Source organism: Pseudoclavibacter sp. 8L (assembly GCF_902506465.1).
Classification (GTDB): domain Bacteria; phylum Actinomycetota; class Actinomycetes; order Actinomycetales; family Microbacteriaceae; genus Pseudoclavibacter.
Map to the genome: position 1 here is coordinate 1148116 of NZ_LR733186.1, position 18868 is coordinate 1166983.

Here is an 18868-nt window from a genome sequence, read left to right on the forward strand (position 1 = left end):
GCTTGCGGGGTCAGACGAGGGTGAAGCGCCAGCGGGCGTGACGCTCCTCGCCTGCTGGGCGTGCGAGGAGCGTCGCGAGCACGCCGGCTGGTCCGGCGCGGAGGAGCACCTCCGTGTAGTCACCGTCGGTGGGTTCGACCAGCACGTCGCCGGCGGGGGTCGGGAACCGGAACGCACGCGTCCAGGTGCGCCAGGGTGCTCCCGCGATGCTCAGGCGCTTCGCGTCCGGTCCGTCGCCGAAGTCGATGTGCTCGGCGGTCGCCGGCACGAAGACGAAGACCGCGAGGTCGTCGGTGCCGGGTGCTCGGGTCGGATCGCTCAGGGAGATGTCGATCGCGGAGAAGTCGGCGTTCGGCTGTACGCTCCAGCGTCGTTCGTCTCCGCTGGAGCCGTCGAGGGCGAAGCTGGCGTCGTGGAGCGCCCATTCGACGCCGTGGTCTGGCGTCGTCCGGTCGCGGAGGCGTGCGACCCAGGCTGCTGCTGGCAGGCGGTTGAGGGGCCCGATGGAGCGACTGCGTGGCTGGGAGGATTCCAGCACGTGGATGCCGCGATGCCGCCAGGCGTGGAGGCCCGTCGCGGCCGACACGTCGAGGCCGCCCCCAGGAGTGAGGCCGTCGGCCTCGTGTGGGGCGCGCGTTCGCGGCCCTCGGGGCGTCGGCGTTGGCATGGGCATCGGTGTCGGTGTCGGCATGGGCATCCGCCTCTGCTGCCCGTCGCGGAGCTCGATGCGGTAGGCGATCGTGCCGTGCCCGCTGATTCGGGCTAGATGCGGTCCTTCGACTCGCCAGATGCCCGAGGTGAGTCCGGTCACGTCGATGCCGATTCCGTGGTGCTTCTCGTGCCAGCTCGCTCGCACGCCGAGCGCTTCGTACGTGTGGGCAGGGCCGACGGCGGGTTCGAAGTCGGTGGCCTCGGGAGGCCAGATCCCGCGCACCACGTGGGCCGAGCGCTCGTCTCGGCCGCGCGCCGAGACCGTCAGCTCGGCGTCGCGGAACCCGCTCCAGGGTGAGGCGGTGAGGAGGTGGCCGCAGTTCTGCGTGACGGTGAGCTCGATGCTCCCGCGCCGGACGGTGACGACCCGGGTGAGGTGCTCCGAGGTGGTGGTCCAGGCGCCGCCGTGCTGGCTGACGCTCACCCGCGTGACCGCTGGCCGCCGCACGCCTGCCGGGGTGTCGCCGCAGACGGGGAACGCGTCGACGAGCACCGGGCCGAGCCGGTCCCTGTGCCGAACGGTCAGGGTGCCCGTCTCGACGTCCAGCTCGGCGCGGAACCCGCCGTGCTCGTGGCGCAGCGGCGGATGCGCCGCTCGCGACTGAGGGGCGACTTCCGCATCCGGAATCTCGGCCGGCTCGCCGTCGACGCTCCCCGAGACGAGCTCGCCCGTCTGGTCGTGCACGACCGCCTCGATCCGGCTCGTGCCGATGCGCAGCTGGTAGTCGATGAGAGTCCGTCCGGCTCCGTCGATGCGGACACCGCCGGTGAGCGACTCCTCCCGAGCCGCCCGCAGTGATCGTGTCTCGGATCCCGGCCCGCTCGGGCCCACGAGGCCGGACTCTCCGGGGACGAGGGTCGATGAGATCCCCGGGAGGTGGTTCACGAGTTCCAGGTAGCCGTCTTCGTCTGGTCTCGGGGAGGCCACGTTGCGGAAGCCGACGCGCACGTAGAGCGGGAACGCTCGCTGGTTGGCGGGGTCGACCTCGAGTCGCAGGGTGCGCAGGCCGAGCGAGGGGAAGCGCCGGAACGATTCGGCGAACAGCTCGCCGACGAGGAAGCCGCCTCGCAGTGTGCGCTCGACGACGAACATGACGGCGAAGAGGTGGCCTTCTGGCGCCACCCGGCGTCCGGACATGCGCGCGTAGGCGAGGGTGCCGACGATCGCGCCTCGGCTCTCCGCCACGAGGAGGAGGCGCACTCCGGTCTCCTGGATGCTCGCGAGCAGGGATGCGCCGTCAAGCGGCAGTCCCGTCACGGCGGGCCCGGTCCCGTGGTCGTTGATGAAGCGGGCGACCCGGTCCGCGTCCGTGGCGGCGTCGAAGGGCCTGATCCTGGTGGTCATCGGATTTTCGCGGAGAGGCGCCACACTCCGAGGCTCAGGAAGAGCGCGAAGACGGCGGCGAGGGCGAGGCTCGCGACGCTGGCGGTCAGCTCGAGCGAGCCGATGCTCGCGGTCATCCCGTAGAAGTCCCGGATCCCGTCGAGCGCGGCCTGGTCGCCGCCGGCCAGGGCGCTGGCTGCCTGGTCGGTGTACGGACGCCGGATGAGCATGGCGGCCTGGGCGAAGGGCAGCGTGTTGATCATCGTGACGACTCCGGCGGGCAGCGTGCCGGCCGGCACGTACGCGCCGGAGAAGAACCCGATGAGCGACCCGATGACGGTTGACACCGCGGTGAAGGCGCCGGCCGTCTGCAGGAAGGTGACGATGAAGGCGCCGAGCCCCGAGAAGGTCGCGCTCGAGAGGAGGACGAAGGCGAAGGTCGTCCCGAGGTTGCCCGGTGTCAGGGGCGGGTGCCCCTGCGTGAGCAGGTAGAGCTGGCCGATCACGATGATGACCGTGGTCATGATCACGGAGATGATGAATCCGGCGATGAGGTAGCCCAGCACCACCTGGGAGCGTCGGAGGGGCGACACCATGAAGTCCCGGAAGCGACCGGTGACGTTGTCGTCGACGAAGACGCCGAGGCCGGCGATGGCGGTCGTGAGGGTGGTGATCATCGTGATGCCCGCGAAGACCCACGAGTCGACGAACCAGCGCACGTCGGCGTCGGCGGCCTGCGGGAACGAGGCTCGGAGGGTGTCGACCTGCAGTCCGCCGAGGAAGAGCGCGTAGAGCGCGATCAGGATGATCGCGGACAGCAGCGAGAAGAAGACGCCGATCCGGTCGCGGAAGAACAGACGGAGGTTGCGTCCCGTGAGGAGCCAGATGCTGCTCATGCGGCGACCCCCTTGAGGAGTGCGAGGAAGACGTCGTCCATGGTGCCGTGTCGGAACTCGAAGTCTCGGACTCGGAGGCGACGCAGGAGGTCGAGCGCCTCCGTCGATGACGAGACGGTGACCCGGAGATCATCGCCCTCTCGGCGCACGTCGATGCCGGAGGCCGCGCAGAGGCGGAGGGCCTCCGCTGGGTCGTCGACGCGGAGCGTCAGCACGCTCGAGCTGAACTCGGCGCGAAGCTGGGCCGGTGTCCCGGCCGCCACGATCCGCCCCTTGTCGATGACGCAGACCTCGTCGGCGTTCTCCGTCTCCTCCATGTAGTGGGTGGTGAGGAAGATGGTGGTGCCCTGATCTCGGCGGATGTCGTGGATCGTCGACCAGATGAGCTCTCGCGACTGCGGGTCGAGTCCGGCGGTGGGTTCGTCGAGGAACAGCACGGTCGGTCGGTGCATGAGTGCCCGCGCGATGTCCGCCCGGCGCCGCTGCCCGCCGGAGAGCGGACCGTACCGTCGGTTCAGGATGGGCTCGATGCCGACGAGGCCTGCGAGCTCGGCGGTGCGGGTTCTGGTCTCCTGCTTGCTGAGCCCGTAGAAGCCCGCCCGGATCTCGAGGTTCTCCCGCACGGTCAGGAGCGGGTCGAGCAGGGACGATTGGAAGACGGCTCCGATGGTGCGCTTCACCCGCTGCGCTTCCGTCTGCACGTCGAAGCCGTTGACGGTGATCGTGCCCGAGGTGGGGGTGAGCGTCGTCGTGATGCACCCGATGGTCGTGGACTTGCCTGCGCCGTTCTCCCCGAGGAAGGCGAAGACCGAGCCTCCGGGGACGGAGAGCGACAGCTCGTCCACTGCGACGAGCTCGCCGTACGTCTTGCTGAGTCTCTCGACCTCTACCGACACCAGTTCTCCTTCGTGCTTTGCGCCATGGCCGTGTGGTGCTCGCGGCGGTCCGGCCCTGCCTGCGGGCCGTCGTCGTGGGCGGGGATCCAGCTGCCGTGCAGACCCAGCGGGATGCGCGCGGGGAGGTGGATGCGCGCGAGCTCGTCGCCGCCGAAGTCTTTGGCGCTCAGGATCAGGAGGTCGCTGGCGTTCCGCTGCGGGTTGTGGACGTAGCAGAGCAGGTAGCCGTCGTCCTCCTGGGCACTCCCGGCTCGCGGGACGAAGATCGCCTCGCCGACTGCCGCGTCGGTGCCGAGCCGCCGCGCCTGCGCGGAGCCGCGGTCCAGGTCGTGCTTGAACAGCACGTTGTCGAATTCCGAGTCGGGGACGTCGTCGAGCTCTCTCGGCCCGGTCCGCCAGGTCGCGACGAGCTCACCGGCGCTTGACGTGTAGGCGAAGCGGTTTCGGCGGCCGGAGCGGCGGTCGTCGATGCGCGGGAACTCCTGCGGGGTGTCGTCGAGTCGGCGCCGGACCACGCTTCGGCGGGTGAGGTCGAGCGTGAATCGCTCGAGCGACGGGGTGCCGTGGTCTTCGATGGAACCGCGACGCGTGGCGAACATGGAGGGGTGCGTGATGGCGTCGAGGGTGATGACGTTGTCCGATTCGAAGGCGTTGACCGTGTGGTAGATCCAGACGGGGTCGAGGTCGAACCACGTCACGCCTGCGCGCTCGTCGCCTCGGGCCAAGACGCCGAGCCGCGCCTGCGCCGCGGAGCTCCAGCGGAACGGGAAGGGGTCTCCAGCGGCGGCGGCCAGTGCGCTGAACTTGGCGGGCAGGTCGAAGAGGATCACGTGCTCGCTCGTGAGCGCGAAGTCGTGCATCATCGTGGCCGTGGGCAGCTCGATCGACTGCGAGCGGACCAGCTGACCGCGCGCGGAGACGACGCAGTACTCGACGGATCGTGACCCGGAGAAGTAGCCGACCGTATGGAGGTCCCCGGTCTCCGGGTCAGTCTTCGGATGCGCGGACAGGCCGGCCCGCAGCTTGCCGTCGAAGTCGTACGGGCCCACCGTCTCGAGGCTCGCGTCGAGCTCGAACGGGAGCGTCCCGCCTTCGCCGAGGGACAGGATCCTGCCAGCGTGCCCGACGACGTTGATGTTCGATGGAGTGTCGACGCCGCCGAGCACCGAGTACGCGCGTCGGGGTTCGCCGAGCGTTCGCGTGACGGGGCTCTGCCGGACCCAGCGGTTGCGGTACCACTCGGCGCGGCCGTCCCTGAGGCGCACGCCGTGGATCATGCCGGCACCGAGGAAGTAGTGGAACCTCGCGTGCTCGACGCCGATCGGATTGGGCCCGTTTCGGAGGTAACGGCCGTCGAGGTCGGTCGGGATGGATCCGGTCACCGCCAGGTCGAAGGCGGTCACCTCCTCAGCGACCGGCGCGAACGACCCCTTCCGGAACGGGGAACGAGCCCCCGTGTTCCTCATGCGGATTCCGCCATCTGCACCGGTGAGCGGGAGAGCAGCTTCCGAGCGGCGAGGGCGTTCGCGGCCTGCTGCGCGGCGATCATGAGTCCCCCGGTGAGCAGGACGTCCGAGACCTTCAGCGAGGGCCGGAGGGTGTCGCCCCCGAACAGCTGCTGCCCGTCGCCGATCGGGATGCCGACGGCACCTGCGATCACGACGGCGATGATGGCTGCGACAGTGCCGATGAGGACCATCCCGAGCCCGATGAGCAGGACCTGCACGGCGTAAACCGTCTCGATGTCCTTCGCGCTGAACCCCATCGTCCGCATTGTCGCGAGTTCGCGTCGGTCGCGACGCAGGGAGAACCCGACGACGTTGCCGATGAGGACCGCGCAGATGAGCGCCGCGACGATCACGAGCGCCCACATGATCGCCTGCTGCGCGGCGAGGACGGTGAAGATCAGGCCGGCCGTCTCCTTCGACGTGAGGAACTGCAGCCCGGGAGCATCAGCGCCGAGGGACGCCGCCGCTGTCGCGGGGTCGACACCCGGGGCGAGGGTGATGAGGATCTGCGTGATGGCGTCTGGCCGATCCAGGATCTGCTGCATGCCGGCGATGTCCATGACCACGGAGCTGGAGCGGAAGAGCCCGAAGCGGCTGTTGTCGTACACGCAGACGACGTCGGCGGTGATGGGACCGGCATCGACGGGCGCGCCAGCGACCGAGAGGCGCACGCTCGTGCCGACGTCGATGCCGAGTTCGTCTCGCTGAGCGATGTTGATGCAGACCTGGGCTGCGCCTGCCGGGGCCTGCCCTGCGACGATCTCGTAGCCTTCCGCGGCGATGTCCGAGCCCACGAGGACAACCCCGGCATCCTGTGCCTTGATCGTCATGCTCGCGCCGGCCGTGAGACGCGGCCGCACCTGCTCGACGCCCTCGGCTCCCGCGACGCGCTGCAGCGTGGACTCGGCGTCCGCGATGTAGGTGACGACGTCGGACTCGGGGTTGAGCATCGAGTACTCGTACCCGTCCGCGAACGCGGAGACGTCGCCACTGATGATGTCGCTGGCCGACTGCGTCATCATGGTGCCCATCGCGGTGATCGCAGCGAACGAGAGCAGCAGTCCGAACGTCGCGACGGAGACGCTCGTGAAGGTCCGGGCGTTGCGGGGGTTCGCGCGGATCATGGACACCGCCATGTGGAGCTTGTAGCGCAGGTCGAGGCTCGCACTCTCCCCTGGCGTTTCGCGCCCTGCGGTCGATCCGGGGCGCTCGGTCGGCTCTGGGTCAGTGGCTCGCGTCATCTGTCGCCCTCTCCTTCGTGGTTCGGTCCTGCTCCGCGAAGTACCGCTCGTCGCTGCGGAAGAGCCGTTTCGCGACGTCCGGGTGCTCTCGAAGCGATCGCCGGATGTCGACGCCGAAGGTCTCTGCGGGGACGTGCTCGCTGGGCGATTCGACAGCCGAGATGAAGGCGTCGAGAGATGCCCGCATGGCTTTGCCCGGCGCAGTGTCGCCGTAGTCGAACACGATCATGGGGCTGCCGATGTTGCAGACGTCGACGACGCTGGCACCGTAGCTCCCGAGCACTCGCCTGAGGTACTCGGCCGCGTACGGGGCATCGAAAGGACTCGCGGACGTCGACATCGCGAGCGCCCCCTTGCCCGCCAGGAGCTGCCGGTGGCTCAGGCGCGTCGTCCGCTCGATGAAGCGCATCATCGTCGAGTTGACGTTCGCGCAGTAGTTCGGGCTCGCGAGGATGACGCCGTCCGCGGCGAGCATCGCGTCGATCAGGGTCTCCGCGTCGTCGACGAACGTGCATCCATCTCGACGGAAGCAGCGGCCGTTGCCGTCGCACGTCGTGATGTCCAGGTTCCACAGCGCGGTCTCCTCGTACCGCCAGGCCGGGCGCTGCTCGGTGAGGTACGCGCGGGAGGCTTCGAGCATCACCGCCGTGTGGCTGAGGTTCCTCGGCCGCGGGCTGGAGTGGATGGCGAGGATCTTCACGCCGCGAGCCGCCCGTCGACGAGGTGCACGATGCGTCTCCCCGCTGCCAGGACTCGGTCGTCGTGAGACGAGACGACGATCGTCGTGCCGTCCCGCTCGTTGAGCAGGCGCAGGAGATCGAGGACCCCGTCCGCGTTGCGCCCGTCGAGGCTCGCCGTCGGCTCGTCGGCGACGACGACCGCGGTTCCGCTCGTGACGGCGCGGATGATCGCCGCGCGCTGCTGCTGGCCTCCCGACAGCTGGCGCGGAAGCGCCGTGAGCTTGTCGCCGAGGCCGACAGCGGTCAGCAGCTCGCGGGTCCTGGCTGCGGCTCCTCGCGTGAGCCGACCTTGGACTCGGAGCTGCAGGACGGCGTTCTCGTAGACGGAGAGGGAGCCGACGAGGTTCGACTTCTGGAACACGTAGCCGATCTGATCGCGGCGGAAGTCGGAGAGCTCGCGAGGCGAGAGGCGGGTCAGCTCAGCGCCGTTGACCCTGATCGAGCCTGAGGTCGCCGTGTCGAGCCCGCCGATGAGGTTGAGCAGGGTGGTCTTGCCCGATCCGGAGGGGCCCGCGAGCACGACGAACTCGCCGGCCGCGATCTCGAGAGAGATGCCGCGGTTCGCGCGCACCTCGCTCGTGCCCTCGCCATACGTCTTGGTCAGGTCCTGCGTCGTGATCATGCGGTACGTCCTTCGAGGAAGCTGTAGGTGATGTCGGCACTCGCGACGATGCGGTCGTCGACGGTCGCGGTCGCCTCGACCTTCCCCATGGAGGCGAGCATCGCGATCGCCCGTGCGTCGAGGACGAGTCGGTCGCCGGGGACGACGGCGTTCCGGAAGCGGACGGTGTCGATTCGGGCGAGGACGCAGAGCCGATCCCCGATGTCGAACAGCTGGCCCCCTGCCTGGGCCATCGCCTCGAGGATCAGGACTCCGGGCATGATCGGGTTCCCGGGGAAGTGGCCCGCGAAGTGCGGCTCGTTGACCGTGACGTTCTTGATCGCGCGGACCGAGGTTCCGGGCACGAGCTCCTCGATCCTGTCGAGCAGAAGGAACGGGTACCGGTGGGGGAGCCTCGCCATGAGGTCGCGCGTGGTCGCGGCGCCACTCATGCCATTCATGCGGTGAGCCCGCCATCGGCCACCAGGCAGTGCCCGTTGATGTACGAGGCGCCCGGCCCCGCAAGGAACTGGACGACGTCCGCGATCTCCGCCGCCCGCCCGAAGCGAGCCTGGGGGATCAGCTTCAGGTAGTCGTCGCGCGTCGGCTGCGGCAGCGAAGCGAGCATGTCGGTGTCGATGAAGCCGGGAGCGACTGAGTTCACCCGGATCCCGAACGTCGCGAGTTCCTTCGCGAGGGTCTTGGTGAGGGCGATGACGCCGGCTTTCGCTGCCGCGTAGTTCGCCTGCCCGATCGGGCTCGTGAGGGCACTCACGGAGGCGATGTTCACGATGGTCCCGTGCTTGGCGGCGGCCATCAGCCAGGCTGCCTGCCTCGAGCAGGAGAAGGTCCCGGACAGGTCGGTGTCGACCACCGAACGCCAGGACTGCTCGCTCATCATGAGCGCGTATCCGTCCTTGGCGTGGCCCGCGTTGTTGACCTGCACGTCGAGCCCACCCCACGCGGCCTTGATCTCGGCGAACATGGCCTTCACCTCGGCAAAGGAGGAGACATCCGCCTTGACCGGCAGCACCTGGCCCGGGTAGCGGTGCTCGAGGCCTTCGAGCACCGACATGGTCTCGCTCCGAGCGCTCCGGTAGTTCACGGCGACGCGAGCCCCGCTGTGCAGGAAGCGCTCCGCGACGGCGAGTCCGATTCCGCGGGTTGCGCCGGTGACGCAGACGCGTGTGGTGCCTGCGAGGTGACGATGGGCGTTCACGCTGCCGCCTTCCGAGTGATCGTCGAGGTGACGCCGCCGTTGACGGTCGCCACGGTCGTGAGGATTCTCGAGCCGGGCGCGGATGCCTGCAGGCCGATGATGTGGGCGATCGCCTCGTTGCCGCCGAAGCACTCGCCGGTCGCGAGTCTCGGCAGCAGCACGCTGCCGCGGTGGCCGATGGCGCGGATGGCGGAGAGCTCGCTCCGCGTGAGCCCCTCGAGTCCGTTCGCGGTGCCGACGACCGTGTCGACGTCGTCGATGGCGAGGTTCGCGCGTTCGAGCGCCAGCCGCATCGAATGCTCGATGGTCGTGTCGTCGGGCTGCCAGTCCAGATAGCTGACGCCTGCGCCTGCGGCCGAAGCCGAGGCCGTGCTCAGAAGCGTCGCGAGCGGCGTCGCACCGCGTTCCTCGGCCGACCGGGCCGACTCCAGGACGACGACGGCTGCCGCTTCCCCGGTGGCGAAGGTGAAGGCGACCCCCCGGGGGTCCTCGAAGACGCGGTCGAAGTACTCGGTCATGATCTGGTTGGTCTCGTCGAGGGAGATGGCGAGCATCACCTCCGCCTTTCCGGAGGCGAGCAGCAGCTCGGCGTAGGCAAGCGCTGACCCTCCGACGAGGGTCGAGTTGGCTCCCTTGAGGCCGAGGGCGAGGCTCGCCTGGCCGTTGGCCACGTTGTAGACGGTCTGCGTGAAGAGCCCGGGGCTCGCCTGCTGGAGCCCGCCGCCGAGGAGACCCTCGAGGTACTCGCTGACGACCCTCTGCGGTCCGTACTCGGTGCCGGTGACCACGCCGACTCGCTCGAGGTCGGCTGGCCGCTCGCCGAGCTGCGCCGAGGTGAAGGCATCGGTGGCGGCCGCCATGGCGACCTGGCTGAAGCGCTTCTTGCGGCGGAGTCCCACGGGCTTCACGTAGTCCGTGATGCTGAAGCCCTCCGGAATCGGCCGGGTCTCGTGTCCGAGTTGCGTCGTTCCACGCGACGCGAGGCCCTCGGCTTCGTCGATGTCGGCGAAGGCCCAGCCGAATCGGTCGAGCGCGCCGGTGGACGCCGCGTGGTCCTGGAGGTGGAGGCCGAGGGGCGATATCGCCCCGAGGCCGGTGATGAGCGTGGGTGTCGTCATTGCTGTGCTCTCTTTCTCAGCCAGTTCTCTGCCAGGGAGATGGATCTCGCTGCGGACGCGATCAGCTGCGGCAGGCCCGATCCGTGCTCGCCCCACTGGCCGGTGATGAAGGTGTTCTGCAGGCTGGTGCGCTGGCTGATCCGGCGCACCAGGTAGTTGTCGACGTCGTGGGCCCAGCCCGTCGCCGATCCGCCTCGGTGCCCGAACCAGCGCAGGTAGTCGAGCGGGGTCGCGACCCTGCGGTACACGCAGTGCTCGCGCAGCTCTGGGACGAGGAGCCTCGCGACGAGGCCTTCGATGGCCTGCGCATACTCGTCGTAGAAGGCCTCGTCGTGGGCTTCCTCGTCGTGGTACATGTCGACCTCCACGCGCATGAGGTCTCGGCCCGGTGCCGCTAGGGAGGGGTCGATCCGGCTCGGGAAGTGCAGCTTGATCACCGGGTGGTGAGGCAGCCTGCCGGTCTCGAGCACCCGATAGGTCTCGAACACATCGTCGGTGTCCGTGAGGTAGTGGCGGGCGGCGCCCGCGAACCGTGAGAGGTCGACGCCCTCGAGCGTGAGGAACAGGCTCAGCGAGGAGTGCCCGCGTCGCCGACCCTCGACGACGATGCCCGTGCCTCCGTGCTCGGACAGCATCCGCTCGAGCGCGAAGACGTCGCCGTTGTAGAGGATGACGTCCCCTGCTCTCGTCGAGCCGTCCGCGAGCTGAACGCCCCGCGCGATTCCGTCGGCGGCGAGGAGTGCGGTCACCTCCGCGCCGAGGAGCACCTCGCCACCCGTCGCGGTGATGTACCCGACCAGGGCGTCGACGAGCGTGCGCATGCCTCCTCGGAGGGAGACCATCCCCTTCGCGTAGCACTCGGTGAAGAAGCCGGCCATGATCATGAGTGACGACTCGTCGCACTGGATGCGCATGGCGAGCGCAGTGCGCAGCAGCGGGTCGGCGATGGTGGCCGTGCAGAACTCCTCGAAGCCTCGCCGGTAGTTCCGCATCATGAATCGGCCCTTGTCCTGCGAGCCGTCGTCGTCGGCACCGCCGAGGAACTCGCGCATGAAGCCGAAGAACGCGGTCAGATCTGCCGTGGACTCCGGGAACTGGACTCCAAGGCTCTTCTGGAGCCGGTCGAGGCCGGTCGGCAGGGTGATGCGTCGATCGCCGATGACCATGACGTCGGCGATGTCGACGGGTTCGAGGTGCACGGCGTGCTCGAGGCCGAGCTCGTGGAGCAGGGTGTGGAGTGCCCCTCCGGGGTGGCCACCGAGGAGGTGCGAGACGGCGAGGTCGAAGTGGTCGCCGGCGTCGTTCCGAAACCCTCCGAAGTAGCCGCCGGCCTGCTCGCGCTGCTCGAGGACCGTGACGTGGTGGCCGTGCGCCGTGAGGCGGGCCGCCGCGACGAGGCCGGCCATGCCGCTGCCGACGACGATGCACTCAGAGCTTGGCATCGAATTCCCTTCCGTCGGTGACCGCGTCCGGGTGCTCCGCGAAGAAGCTGTCCATGCGGTGCCTCGTCGACTCGGGCCATCTGAAGAGGAACCGGTTGGTGCCCCGGAGTACGACGTGCTCGGTCACGCCGATCGCCACGGGGCTGCCGTCGCGCACCTGGGTCAGGCGGTAGTAGAAGACGAGCTTCGTGGTCGCCTGCGGCTTCAGGAAGGTCTCGAGGCGAAGCTCGTCGCCGAAGCGTCCGAGGCCGAGGAACGAGACTCGCGTCCTGGTGACCGGGACGAAGAGCGTGTCTCCCTCGATTTCGAGCAGGCTCCCGCCGCGGGTGAGCTCGTCGATGAGCGCGAAGCGTCCGACCTCGAACCAGGTGAACAGGTTGCTGTGGTGGAAGACGCCGGCCATGTCGGTCTCGCTGAAGCGGATGGAGAACCGAGTCTCGTTCACGCTGCGGCCGCTCATCGGAGCTCCAGCAAGGTGAGCGCGGGCTGCTTCGACACTCCGTGGACCGGGAACCAGAGCACTGCCCCGGTCAACGTGATGCCGATGGCGAAGGGGGCAGCGAATGCCCACCAGCTCGGGTCGAGGTGGAGCTTCGTCGACCCCACGGCGAACGCGAAGGCCGAGTCCGTGGAGGAGACCTCCAGGAAGTTCACGACGGCCACCGTGGCGACGGCGAGGAGGGCGCCGACGGCGTATCCGACGATGAACTGGGCAACCACCTCCGCGAGGTACATCCGCCGCAGCGTCCCGCCGCGCATTCCGACGGCTTTCAGCACGGCGAGGTCGCCGACGCGGGAGAGCATGGCCGAGTAGATGAGCGAGGTGAGGCCGATGCAGATGACGACGTAGGTGAACGTGAAGATGGACACAAGGAGGATGCCCCAGATCTTCGGGCCGAGCATGAGGGCCGACCAGCTCGTCTCCGACCAGGAGGACACCGTGCTCGGGGTGCCCAGTTCGGCGGCAGCGGCGGTGATCCCGGCTCGCGCCGACTCGTCGTCATCGGCGTCGACGAGGATCGTGTTGACGCTGCCAGGGTCGCCGTGCACACGCTCGGCGAGGCTGACGCGGTCGACGATCGCCCAGCTCTCCATGACGAAGCTCTGGATGTCTGGGGTGACGACGTCATCGACGGTGTAGCTGATCTCGACGCCGGCCACGGAGACGCTGACCTCGTCTCCCGCTGTGACCCCGAGGCGGCTCGCGGTCTTCTCATGGAGTTCGATGTGCTGCGTGCCGATGCGTTCCGCGGGGAGTCCGAGGTTGTCGGCCAGCTGCGGTTCTGCGGAGAGATCGGCGCCGATGAGGCTCACCGATGCGCTCTCGGGGCGTGCGCTCGTGCCGTTCGGGTTCGAGATGTTCGCGGTGAGCTGCAGCCGGGGCCGCACCGATTCCGCGCCGCTCGCGGACGAGAAGCGCTGCGCCGCCGCAGCGTCGAAGCTGAGGGCGGCGTCGGCGCTCGGCTCGACGAGCCACGTCGCTCCGACGCTCCCGAAGACGAGCCGGTCGGCGTTCTGGCCGATGGAGCCGACGAAGGAGAGCGCGATCACGAACAGCGCGATGCCGATGGCCACCTGGCTCACGACTCCTGCAGCTTCGCGCCGGTAGTGGACGACGTCGTGCAGCGCCAGTCTGATCATGCGGCTCGTTCCTTTCGATCGGTGGCAGCCGCGGCAGCGAGCTGAAGAGCGGTCGGCGTGCGCCGGAGGACGCTGATCTCGGTGCCGACGGGGTGGGCCAGGATGCAGACGGCACCCGGGATGGCGAGCCGCGTGAACTCGACATCAGGGTGGGATGCGCGCAGTCCGGGTTCGTCGAAAGCGCCGAAGCCGATGCCGAGCCCGCGCCCTGCACGCTTGCCCCAGGACTCCTTGAGGACGAAGATCTCGAGCAGCCGAGCCGGTGACGTCGCGAGCTCTCGGCGTTCTGCGGGGGTGAAGAACCCCGAGCGCAGCGACGGCAGCTCACGGGCCAGCCGGCGCTCCCTGGGTGAGCCGACGATTTCGAGGTCGATGCCGATTTGCTCGCGGGCGACCGCGCAGACGGACAGCTCGCCCGAGTGCGACGTCGAGAAGTGGAGCCCGCTTGTCTCGAGCCGAGGCTTCTCGGGAGGCCGACGGGTCACCCGCGCGTCGTGCACGCCGAACTCAGCGAGCGTCTCGGTCAGGAGCGCACGCCCCGCGGCTCGGCGCAGCTGCCAGCCCGCGGTCCGCGACGTTGCACGCCGCGTCTCCGTCCTGTCCAGCCAGCTGACCGCGATCACGAGGTGCCTCGAAGGAGGGAGGTGGCGAGAGACGAGAGCCGGGAGACGGCCTCGAGTTCCGCGCGGCGCAGCTCGCGCATCCGCGAGACGAGGTCGACCCAGCCTTCTCTCGGGTCTTCGGCCCTGGCATGGGCGCGGAGCGCACTCGCGAACGCGCGCCACCCTCGTCCGAGGCTCGCGTACCTGTCTGCGACCGCGTCGAGGTCTCCGTGACCGAGGTGGCGCGCGCTTGCGCGCAGCCCGCGTGAGAAGAGGTGTCGACCAGCGCCGCCGCCGGTCCCGATCTTCTCGAGCATGGTCGAGATCGACAGCAGCTCTCTCCGAATCTGCTGAGTCGTGAGCACGTCGGACATCGAGGACAGCTCGCGTTCGAGTGCCTTCAGGGCGCGTTCTCCCTGCGTGTTGTTCGCGGGGTTGAGGAACAGCTCGGCGCTCTCCGCGAGCGAGACGGTCAGCACCTCGTCGAGGTCGGGGACGAGCCTCGGCGGAACGATTCGCCCGACGGCGAACTTCCGTGCCGGCGCCGCCATGAGCAGGGAGCCATCGCTCGGCATCGAGGCCGCGGCGGCCGCGCTCGCGGCGGACACCGGGAGCGGCGTCGACCACAGGTAGTCGTTGCAGATCAGGTCGCCGTTCGGCAGGACGGTCCTGACGGGAAGCGCGTGCTCGCCGAACGCGTGGACCTCGTCCCAGGGGAGGACACCCGCGAAGCTGGGGAGCTCTCGTGCCTCGCAGTAGAGGTAGGGCAGGAGTCCCTGCTCCGACCAGTCACGTGCACGCTCGGTCATCGCGTCCGCGTCCGGATGCGAGACGAACTCGATGCGCGAGCCGGTACGTCGCGCGAAGAAGTGCTCGAGGTCGTGCATGCGGGCGTTGACGTAGGAGGTGCTCTCCTCGCGGTGGAAGAGGAATCCGAAGCCGCCGCCTATGACGAAGCAGAGCTCCTCGTCGAGGTCGAACCCGGTGCCCTCGAAGACGTTCGAGAGCATCGTGGAGAAGCAGTGCGACCCGCGTCGGTAGGTCTCCGGCCAGCTCGTGCGCGCGGTGAGGCTCACGACTCGGGCTCCGCTTCTCGCCAGACGCGGACCGTCTCGAGCGCGGCTCGTTCGACCGCGACAATCGCGGTGAGCGCGGTGTCGTCGCCGTCGAGGAACGCCCGGTGCAGTTCGGCGGACCGCAGGAATCCCAGCCTCGTGGCGTCGTGCGCATTGGCGCCGCCGTAGGTGTCGAGGGCGTCGATGAGCTGCGTGCGTCCGTAGGCGCTGTCACCGCAGGAGACCGCGCGAAGTCGGCGGCGGTACGCGGCGACGTCACCCCGGTTGGGGTGCGAGTCAAGCCAGTCCGACAGCATCGACAGGCCGTCCTCCGCGACCCTCATGCGCTGAAGTGCGAGGCCCAGGGAACGTGCGGCCCGCCGCGTGAACGAGAATCGGCTCGGCGAGATGATCGCCCTGAGGGAGGGGACCGGCGCGGCGTACCCCCAGGACGTCATGGACGCGCTGCTGAGCTCGCGGTAGCTGAGCGAACGGTCGGCGTAGATCGAGGTGACGCGGACCGATGCGGCGTCGAACTCACTGAGTGCGACGGGGAGGAGAGTCCTCGAACCCGTCGCCGGATCCGTCTCGGGGTGAATTGCGTACATCGGCGCCGCTCGCCAGCGTCGCTCCGTCAGCGTGTGCTCGCGTCGTGCGGCTTCGAGGAACTGCGCGCTGTCTGTGGTCCGGAACTGCTCGCAGTTGAACCCCGAAGCCTCGAACAGGTCGAAGGCGGCCTCCAGTCCACCGAACTCGTCTCGACCGTCGGCGATGGGCCGGACGTAGCGAAACGCGGAGGCCATGGCGCGGACTGCGAGCGGCTCGATCTCGATGCCGAGGTGGGCGAAGATGAGCTGCGCTGGTGCGACGACGGGATGCGCGGCGGCCGGGATCGCGGGGCCGACCGGCTGACCGTGGGTCATCATGCCGGCGGCCGGAAGCTTCGCACGGCGATGCAGGTGTTGTTGCCTCCGAAGCCGAACGAAGTGGAGATGGCGACGTCCACGCCGTGATCCTCGAGGGTGCGCGTCGGCAGCTTGAGGTCCTCGAAGCCGCTCATGGCCTCTCGGAGGCCGAAGTTGCCCGGTACGAAGCCGCCTTCCATCGCGGCGAGGCAGGCGAGGAGCTCGATGCTGCCCGCGCAGCTGAGCGTGTGGCCGTGCAGCGGCTTCGTCGAGCTCACGGGGATGGCGCGGAGCCCGTCGCCGAAGACGCTCCGCAGCGCGGTCAGCTCCATGACGTCGTTGTACCGCGTGCCTGTGCCGTGCGCGTTGACGTAGTCGACATCGGCGGGCAGCACACCCGCCTGATCGAGGCACTGCCAGATCGCGAGCTCCGCCCCTCGTCCGCTCGGGTCGGGGGCCGTCGCGTGGTGCGCGTCGTCGGAGAGCCCGTACCCTGCGATCTCGCCGTAGACTCGCGCGCCTCGTGCGATGGCTGACGCCTCGGACTCGAGCACGAACATGCAGGCGGCCTCGCCGAGCCCGGTGCCGTCTCGGAGCTCATCGAACGGCCGGAGCGCATCGTGCGTCAAGGACTTGAGGAGCGTGAAGCCGGAGTAGGACAGCATCGAGAACGGTTCGGCACCGCCGGCGAGAGCCAGGTCGGCTTGGCCAGCTGTGATGAGGTCGCAGGCGAGTCCGACGGAGTTGCTTCCTGCGGCACAGGCCGTCGACACGGATGCCTGGGGGCCGCGGAGCCCGAACTCGGATCGTATCGACGCCGCGACGGTTCCAGGCGTCCGCACGATGGTCGCCCCCGTCTCGAGGGTTCCCGCCAGCGATTGCTCGGCGTACGTCTGGCTGGTCTCGACGCCAGCGTTCGACGAGGCGACGACCACCGCGGTGCGAAACGGGTCGAGCTCTTCGGAGGACAGGCCGGCGTCTGCGAGGGCGCGGCTCGCGCAGAATGCTCCGTAGTGCTGGGCCGTCTCCCATCCCGGTCGATTCGCGGCGAACGCCGCGAACGCGTCCGGCAGCTCTCTGATGATCGCGCCTCGGTCGTACGGGAATTCGGTGGTGTCGAAGGTTGTGATCGGCGCGAATCCCGAGTCGCCGTTTCGAAGCGATTCGCTGAATTCCGTGAAGCTGTTGCCGATCGGGCTGAGGAGCCCGACGCCGGTGATGAGGATGCGCACTGCTGGACCAGTCGGTGGGCGGCGCAGTCTAGGACGAGGGCGCGTCGAGGGGACGCTGCTCGCTGATATGGGTGGCGATGGCCCGCACGGAGCCGAAGATCTCAGGCTGGTCGTCCGGCAGCTCCACGTCGAACGCGCTGCCGAGGGCGAGGACAACCTCGAGGATGTCGATGGAATCGAGGTTCAGGGAGCTCTCCTCGAACTCGGTTCCCTCGGCCAGGGCGGCGAAGATCGGAGCGTTGACGTCGACGTCAGCCGTCTCGATCTCCAAGCCCAGCCTGGTGACGATCGCCGCGACGATGTCGTTCTCGAGGTCAGTGTTCGCCATGATGATTTCCTTCTTGTCCGTCGCCCAGGGAGCTACGTTTAAGTAGCACTTCGGACAGTAGCAGGAGGAATCACGAGTAACAAACCCGTCTTGCTGTCTGTGGAGGAGGCCGAGCCGTGCGGGGCAGTCGAGCGGGGGTGGCACTGCTCGCGTGAGGCGATCGGTCGCCAGGGGAGAACTGCCCTTCGGGTGTCGCCGTTCTCCAGATAATCTGGCGATTCGTCCGAGTGCCCGGAGGTTCCCAAGTGCCGCACCAGTTCCACGTGCCGTGCCAGCTCAGCAAGGCCAGAGCCTGCCAGGAGGTGACCGCGTGACCGCGTTCATCGACCCGCTCTCCGACGAACGAGGTGCTGACGGGGCCGGCGGCGGCTACACGGTCTACTGGGCGTCGGCAGAGCGCGTGACGCTCTCCAGGCCGCTGCAGCGCTTCCTCATGGACGCCCACGCCGCACGCCTGCGGCCCATTCTCGTGACGACCGACCACGCGCACGTGTCCACCTTCGTCGCGGATGCGTTCCAGGCCGCAGGAGGCTACTGGGCCGTCTCCTTCGAGGGCGCGATGTTCGACGCCTTCCGGGGAACACGCATCTCCAGCTTCGGCGACTTCTGGGCGCCACGGGCCGACCGAGTGCCAGAAGCGCACCCGACGCTCTCTCGCCTTCGCGAGCACACCGACCCCTCGTTCGTCTTCGACGTGTACGTGCGAGACCGCGCCGACGAGCGCACTCTGATCGGCGGCGTCGCCGACCAGCTTGTCGCGGGTCTCGGCGGGTCCGGGCTCGAACGGTGGGGTGTGGTCGAACCGCTCGCCGGGCGCTGGTCGCATGCTGCCGTCACCGAGTCCATGCGGCGGCAGATGCCCGTCACCGAGCGCCACTACGCATCCGGTGCCGACGGCACGGCAGTGAGCCTCGCAGCGTCCCGGACCAAGACGGGCCTGCTCGAGCACGTGCGGGGCATCGTGCCGATTCGCGACGCGGCGCTCTCCACGCTCGCCGACGCGCCAGGGGGTGCGCTCGCCGCGCATCCGCGGGTCCTCGACACCCTGCAGGCGCTGGCAGAGCGGGCACGCGTGAATGTCGCGCTCCTGTCCTGCGGCGAGGTCGAGGAGCGAGCTGGCTCCTCCGGGCGGCTCCCTGGCGTGCGCAGGCCAGAGCAGCCTTTGGCTGTCCTCCTCGGCGCCCGCGCCGTCCGCGATCTCGCGGTCGACGTCGACGCGCTCGCCGAGCGACACGACGTCACGACCGTCGGCCTCCGCAGGGCTCCAGCGCTGGTCGTCCGTCTCTCCGGCGGCGACCCGCTGTGGCACCAGCTGCGCGCGTTCGCCTCCGACCTCGATCAGGAGCGCCTCGTGTCCGCACTCGCCCTGGAATTCGCAACGGGCGACACCAAGGTCGGGAGGAGCTGAG

Annotated in this window: 19 protein-coding genes; 1 reads left to right on the plus strand and 18 read right to left on the minus strand. The window is 69.0% G+C overall.

Going from position 1 to position 18868, the window contains the following annotated elements; translation table 11 throughout:
* Nucleotides 1-10: 10 nt before the first annotated feature.
* From GV007_RS12050 to GV007_RS12135, 18 genes are read right to left on the minus strand one after another with little or no spacing between them, the layout of a single operon-like run.
* On the minus strand, nucleotides 11-2056 hold the full coding sequence (locus GV007_RS12050; RefSeq protein WP_160072869.1) for a GNAT family N-acetyltransferase: 2046 nt from the start codon (nucleotides 2054-2056) through the stop codon (nucleotides 11-13).
* Entirely contained in the window at nucleotides 2053-2931 is an 879-nt protein-coding gene (locus tag GV007_RS12055; RefSeq protein WP_160072871.1) for an ABC transporter permease, read from the minus strand. Before GV007_RS12055 ends, GV007_RS12050 begins: the two co-directional genes overlap by 4 nt.
* Nucleotides 2928-3827 carry an ABC transporter ATP-binding protein gene (locus GV007_RS12060; RefSeq protein ID WP_160072873.1) on the minus strand — a complete coding sequence of 300 codons (900 nt, stop codon included), beginning with the start codon at nucleotides 3825-3827 and terminating at the stop codon, nucleotides 2928-2930. The genes GV007_RS12055 and GV007_RS12060 overlap by 4 nt, the downstream gene beginning before the upstream one ends.
* Nucleotides 3818-5293 (minus strand): carotenoid oxygenase family protein, encoded by a 1476-nt coding sequence (locus GV007_RS12065; protein WP_160072875.1) that lies wholly within the window; start codon nucleotides 5291-5293, stop codon nucleotides 3818-3820. The genes GV007_RS12060 and GV007_RS12065 overlap by 10 nt, the downstream gene beginning before the upstream one ends.
* A complete protein-coding gene (locus GV007_RS12070) occupies nucleotides 5290-6576 on the minus strand; it encodes an ABC transporter permease (RefSeq protein WP_160072877.1) in 1287 nt (428 codons plus the stop codon). The genes GV007_RS12065 and GV007_RS12070 overlap by 4 nt, the downstream gene beginning before the upstream one ends.
* Nucleotides 6560-7276 (minus strand): flavodoxin family protein, encoded by a 717-nt coding sequence (locus GV007_RS12075; protein ID WP_160072879.1) that lies wholly within the window; start codon nucleotides 7274-7276, stop codon nucleotides 6560-6562. Before GV007_RS12075 ends, GV007_RS12070 begins: the two co-directional genes overlap by 17 nt.
* Nucleotides 7273-7938: an ABC transporter ATP-binding protein gene (locus GV007_RS12080; RefSeq protein WP_160072881.1), complete on the minus strand. Its 666-nt coding sequence runs from the start codon at nucleotides 7936-7938 to the stop codon at nucleotides 7273-7275. The genes GV007_RS12075 and GV007_RS12080 overlap by 4 nt, the downstream gene beginning before the upstream one ends.
* A complete protein-coding gene (gene fabZ / locus GV007_RS12085) occupies nucleotides 7935-8378 on the minus strand; it encodes a 3-hydroxyacyl-ACP dehydratase FabZ (RefSeq protein WP_236558484.1) in 444 nt (147 codons plus the stop codon). Before fabZ ends, GV007_RS12080 begins: the two co-directional genes overlap by 4 nt.
* A complete protein-coding gene (fabG, locus tag GV007_RS12090) occupies nucleotides 8375-9136 on the minus strand; it encodes a 3-oxoacyl-ACP reductase FabG (protein ID WP_160072883.1) in 762 nt (253 codons plus the stop codon). The genes fabZ and fabG overlap by 4 nt, the downstream gene beginning before the upstream one ends.
* Nucleotides 9133-10254, minus strand: a complete 1122-nt coding sequence (locus tag GV007_RS12095) for a beta-ketoacyl synthase N-terminal-like domain-containing protein (RefSeq protein WP_160072885.1) — start codon at nucleotides 10252-10254, stop codon at nucleotides 9133-9135. The genes fabG and GV007_RS12095 overlap by 4 nt, the downstream gene beginning before the upstream one ends.
* The gene (locus tag GV007_RS12100; RefSeq protein WP_160072887.1) at nucleotides 10251-11696 is read right to left on the minus strand and encodes a phytoene desaturase family protein; all 1446 of its coding nucleotides are present in this window, start codon (nucleotides 11694-11696) and stop codon (nucleotides 10251-10253) included. The genes GV007_RS12095 and GV007_RS12100 overlap by 4 nt, the downstream gene beginning before the upstream one ends.
* Complete coding sequence (locus GV007_RS12105) at nucleotides 11683-12156, minus strand: acyl-CoA thioesterase (protein WP_160072889.1); 474 nt, start codon at nucleotides 12154-12156, stop codon at nucleotides 11683-11685. The genes GV007_RS12100 and GV007_RS12105 overlap by 14 nt, the downstream gene beginning before the upstream one ends.
* Nucleotides 12153-13337: an ABC transporter permease gene (locus GV007_RS12110; RefSeq protein WP_160072891.1), complete on the minus strand. Its 1185-nt coding sequence runs from the start codon at nucleotides 13335-13337 to the stop codon at nucleotides 12153-12155. The genes GV007_RS12105 and GV007_RS12110 overlap by 4 nt, the downstream gene beginning before the upstream one ends.
* Nucleotides 13334-13960, minus strand: a complete 627-nt coding sequence (locus GV007_RS12115; protein ID WP_160072893.1) for a 4'-phosphopantetheinyl transferase family protein — start codon at nucleotides 13958-13960, stop codon at nucleotides 13334-13336. Before GV007_RS12115 ends, GV007_RS12110 begins: the two co-directional genes overlap by 4 nt.
* Complete coding sequence (locus tag GV007_RS12120; RefSeq protein WP_160072895.1) at nucleotides 13957-15015, minus strand: DUF4872 domain-containing protein; 1059 nt, start codon at nucleotides 15013-15015, stop codon at nucleotides 13957-13959. The genes GV007_RS12115 and GV007_RS12120 overlap by 4 nt, the downstream gene beginning before the upstream one ends.
* A complete protein-coding gene (locus GV007_RS12125) occupies nucleotides 15012-15920 on the minus strand; it encodes a hypothetical protein (RefSeq protein WP_160072897.1) in 909 nt (302 codons plus the stop codon). The genes GV007_RS12120 and GV007_RS12125 overlap by 4 nt, the downstream gene beginning before the upstream one ends.
* Nucleotides 15917-17131 carry a beta-ketoacyl-[acyl-carrier-protein] synthase family protein gene (locus GV007_RS12130; protein ID WP_160072899.1) on the minus strand — a complete coding sequence of 405 codons (1215 nt, stop codon included), beginning with the start codon at nucleotides 17129-17131 and terminating at the stop codon, nucleotides 15917-15919. The genes GV007_RS12125 and GV007_RS12130 overlap by 4 nt, the downstream gene beginning before the upstream one ends.
* 28 nt (nucleotides 17132-17159) lie before the next feature.
* Nucleotides 17160-17459, minus strand: a complete 300-nt coding sequence (locus GV007_RS12135; protein WP_160072901.1) for a phosphopantetheine-binding protein — start codon at nucleotides 17457-17459, stop codon at nucleotides 17160-17162.
* Between the two features lie 310 nt (nucleotides 17460-17769).
* Here GV007_RS12135 and GV007_RS12140 point away from each other — a divergent pair, with 310 nt between their 5' ends.
* Nucleotides 17770-18867, plus strand: coding sequence for a DUF6177 family protein (locus tag GV007_RS12140; protein ID WP_160072903.1), 1098 nt, complete (start codon nucleotides 17770-17772; stop codon nucleotides 18865-18867).
* The last annotated feature ends 1 nt before the right edge of the window (nucleotide 18868 follow it).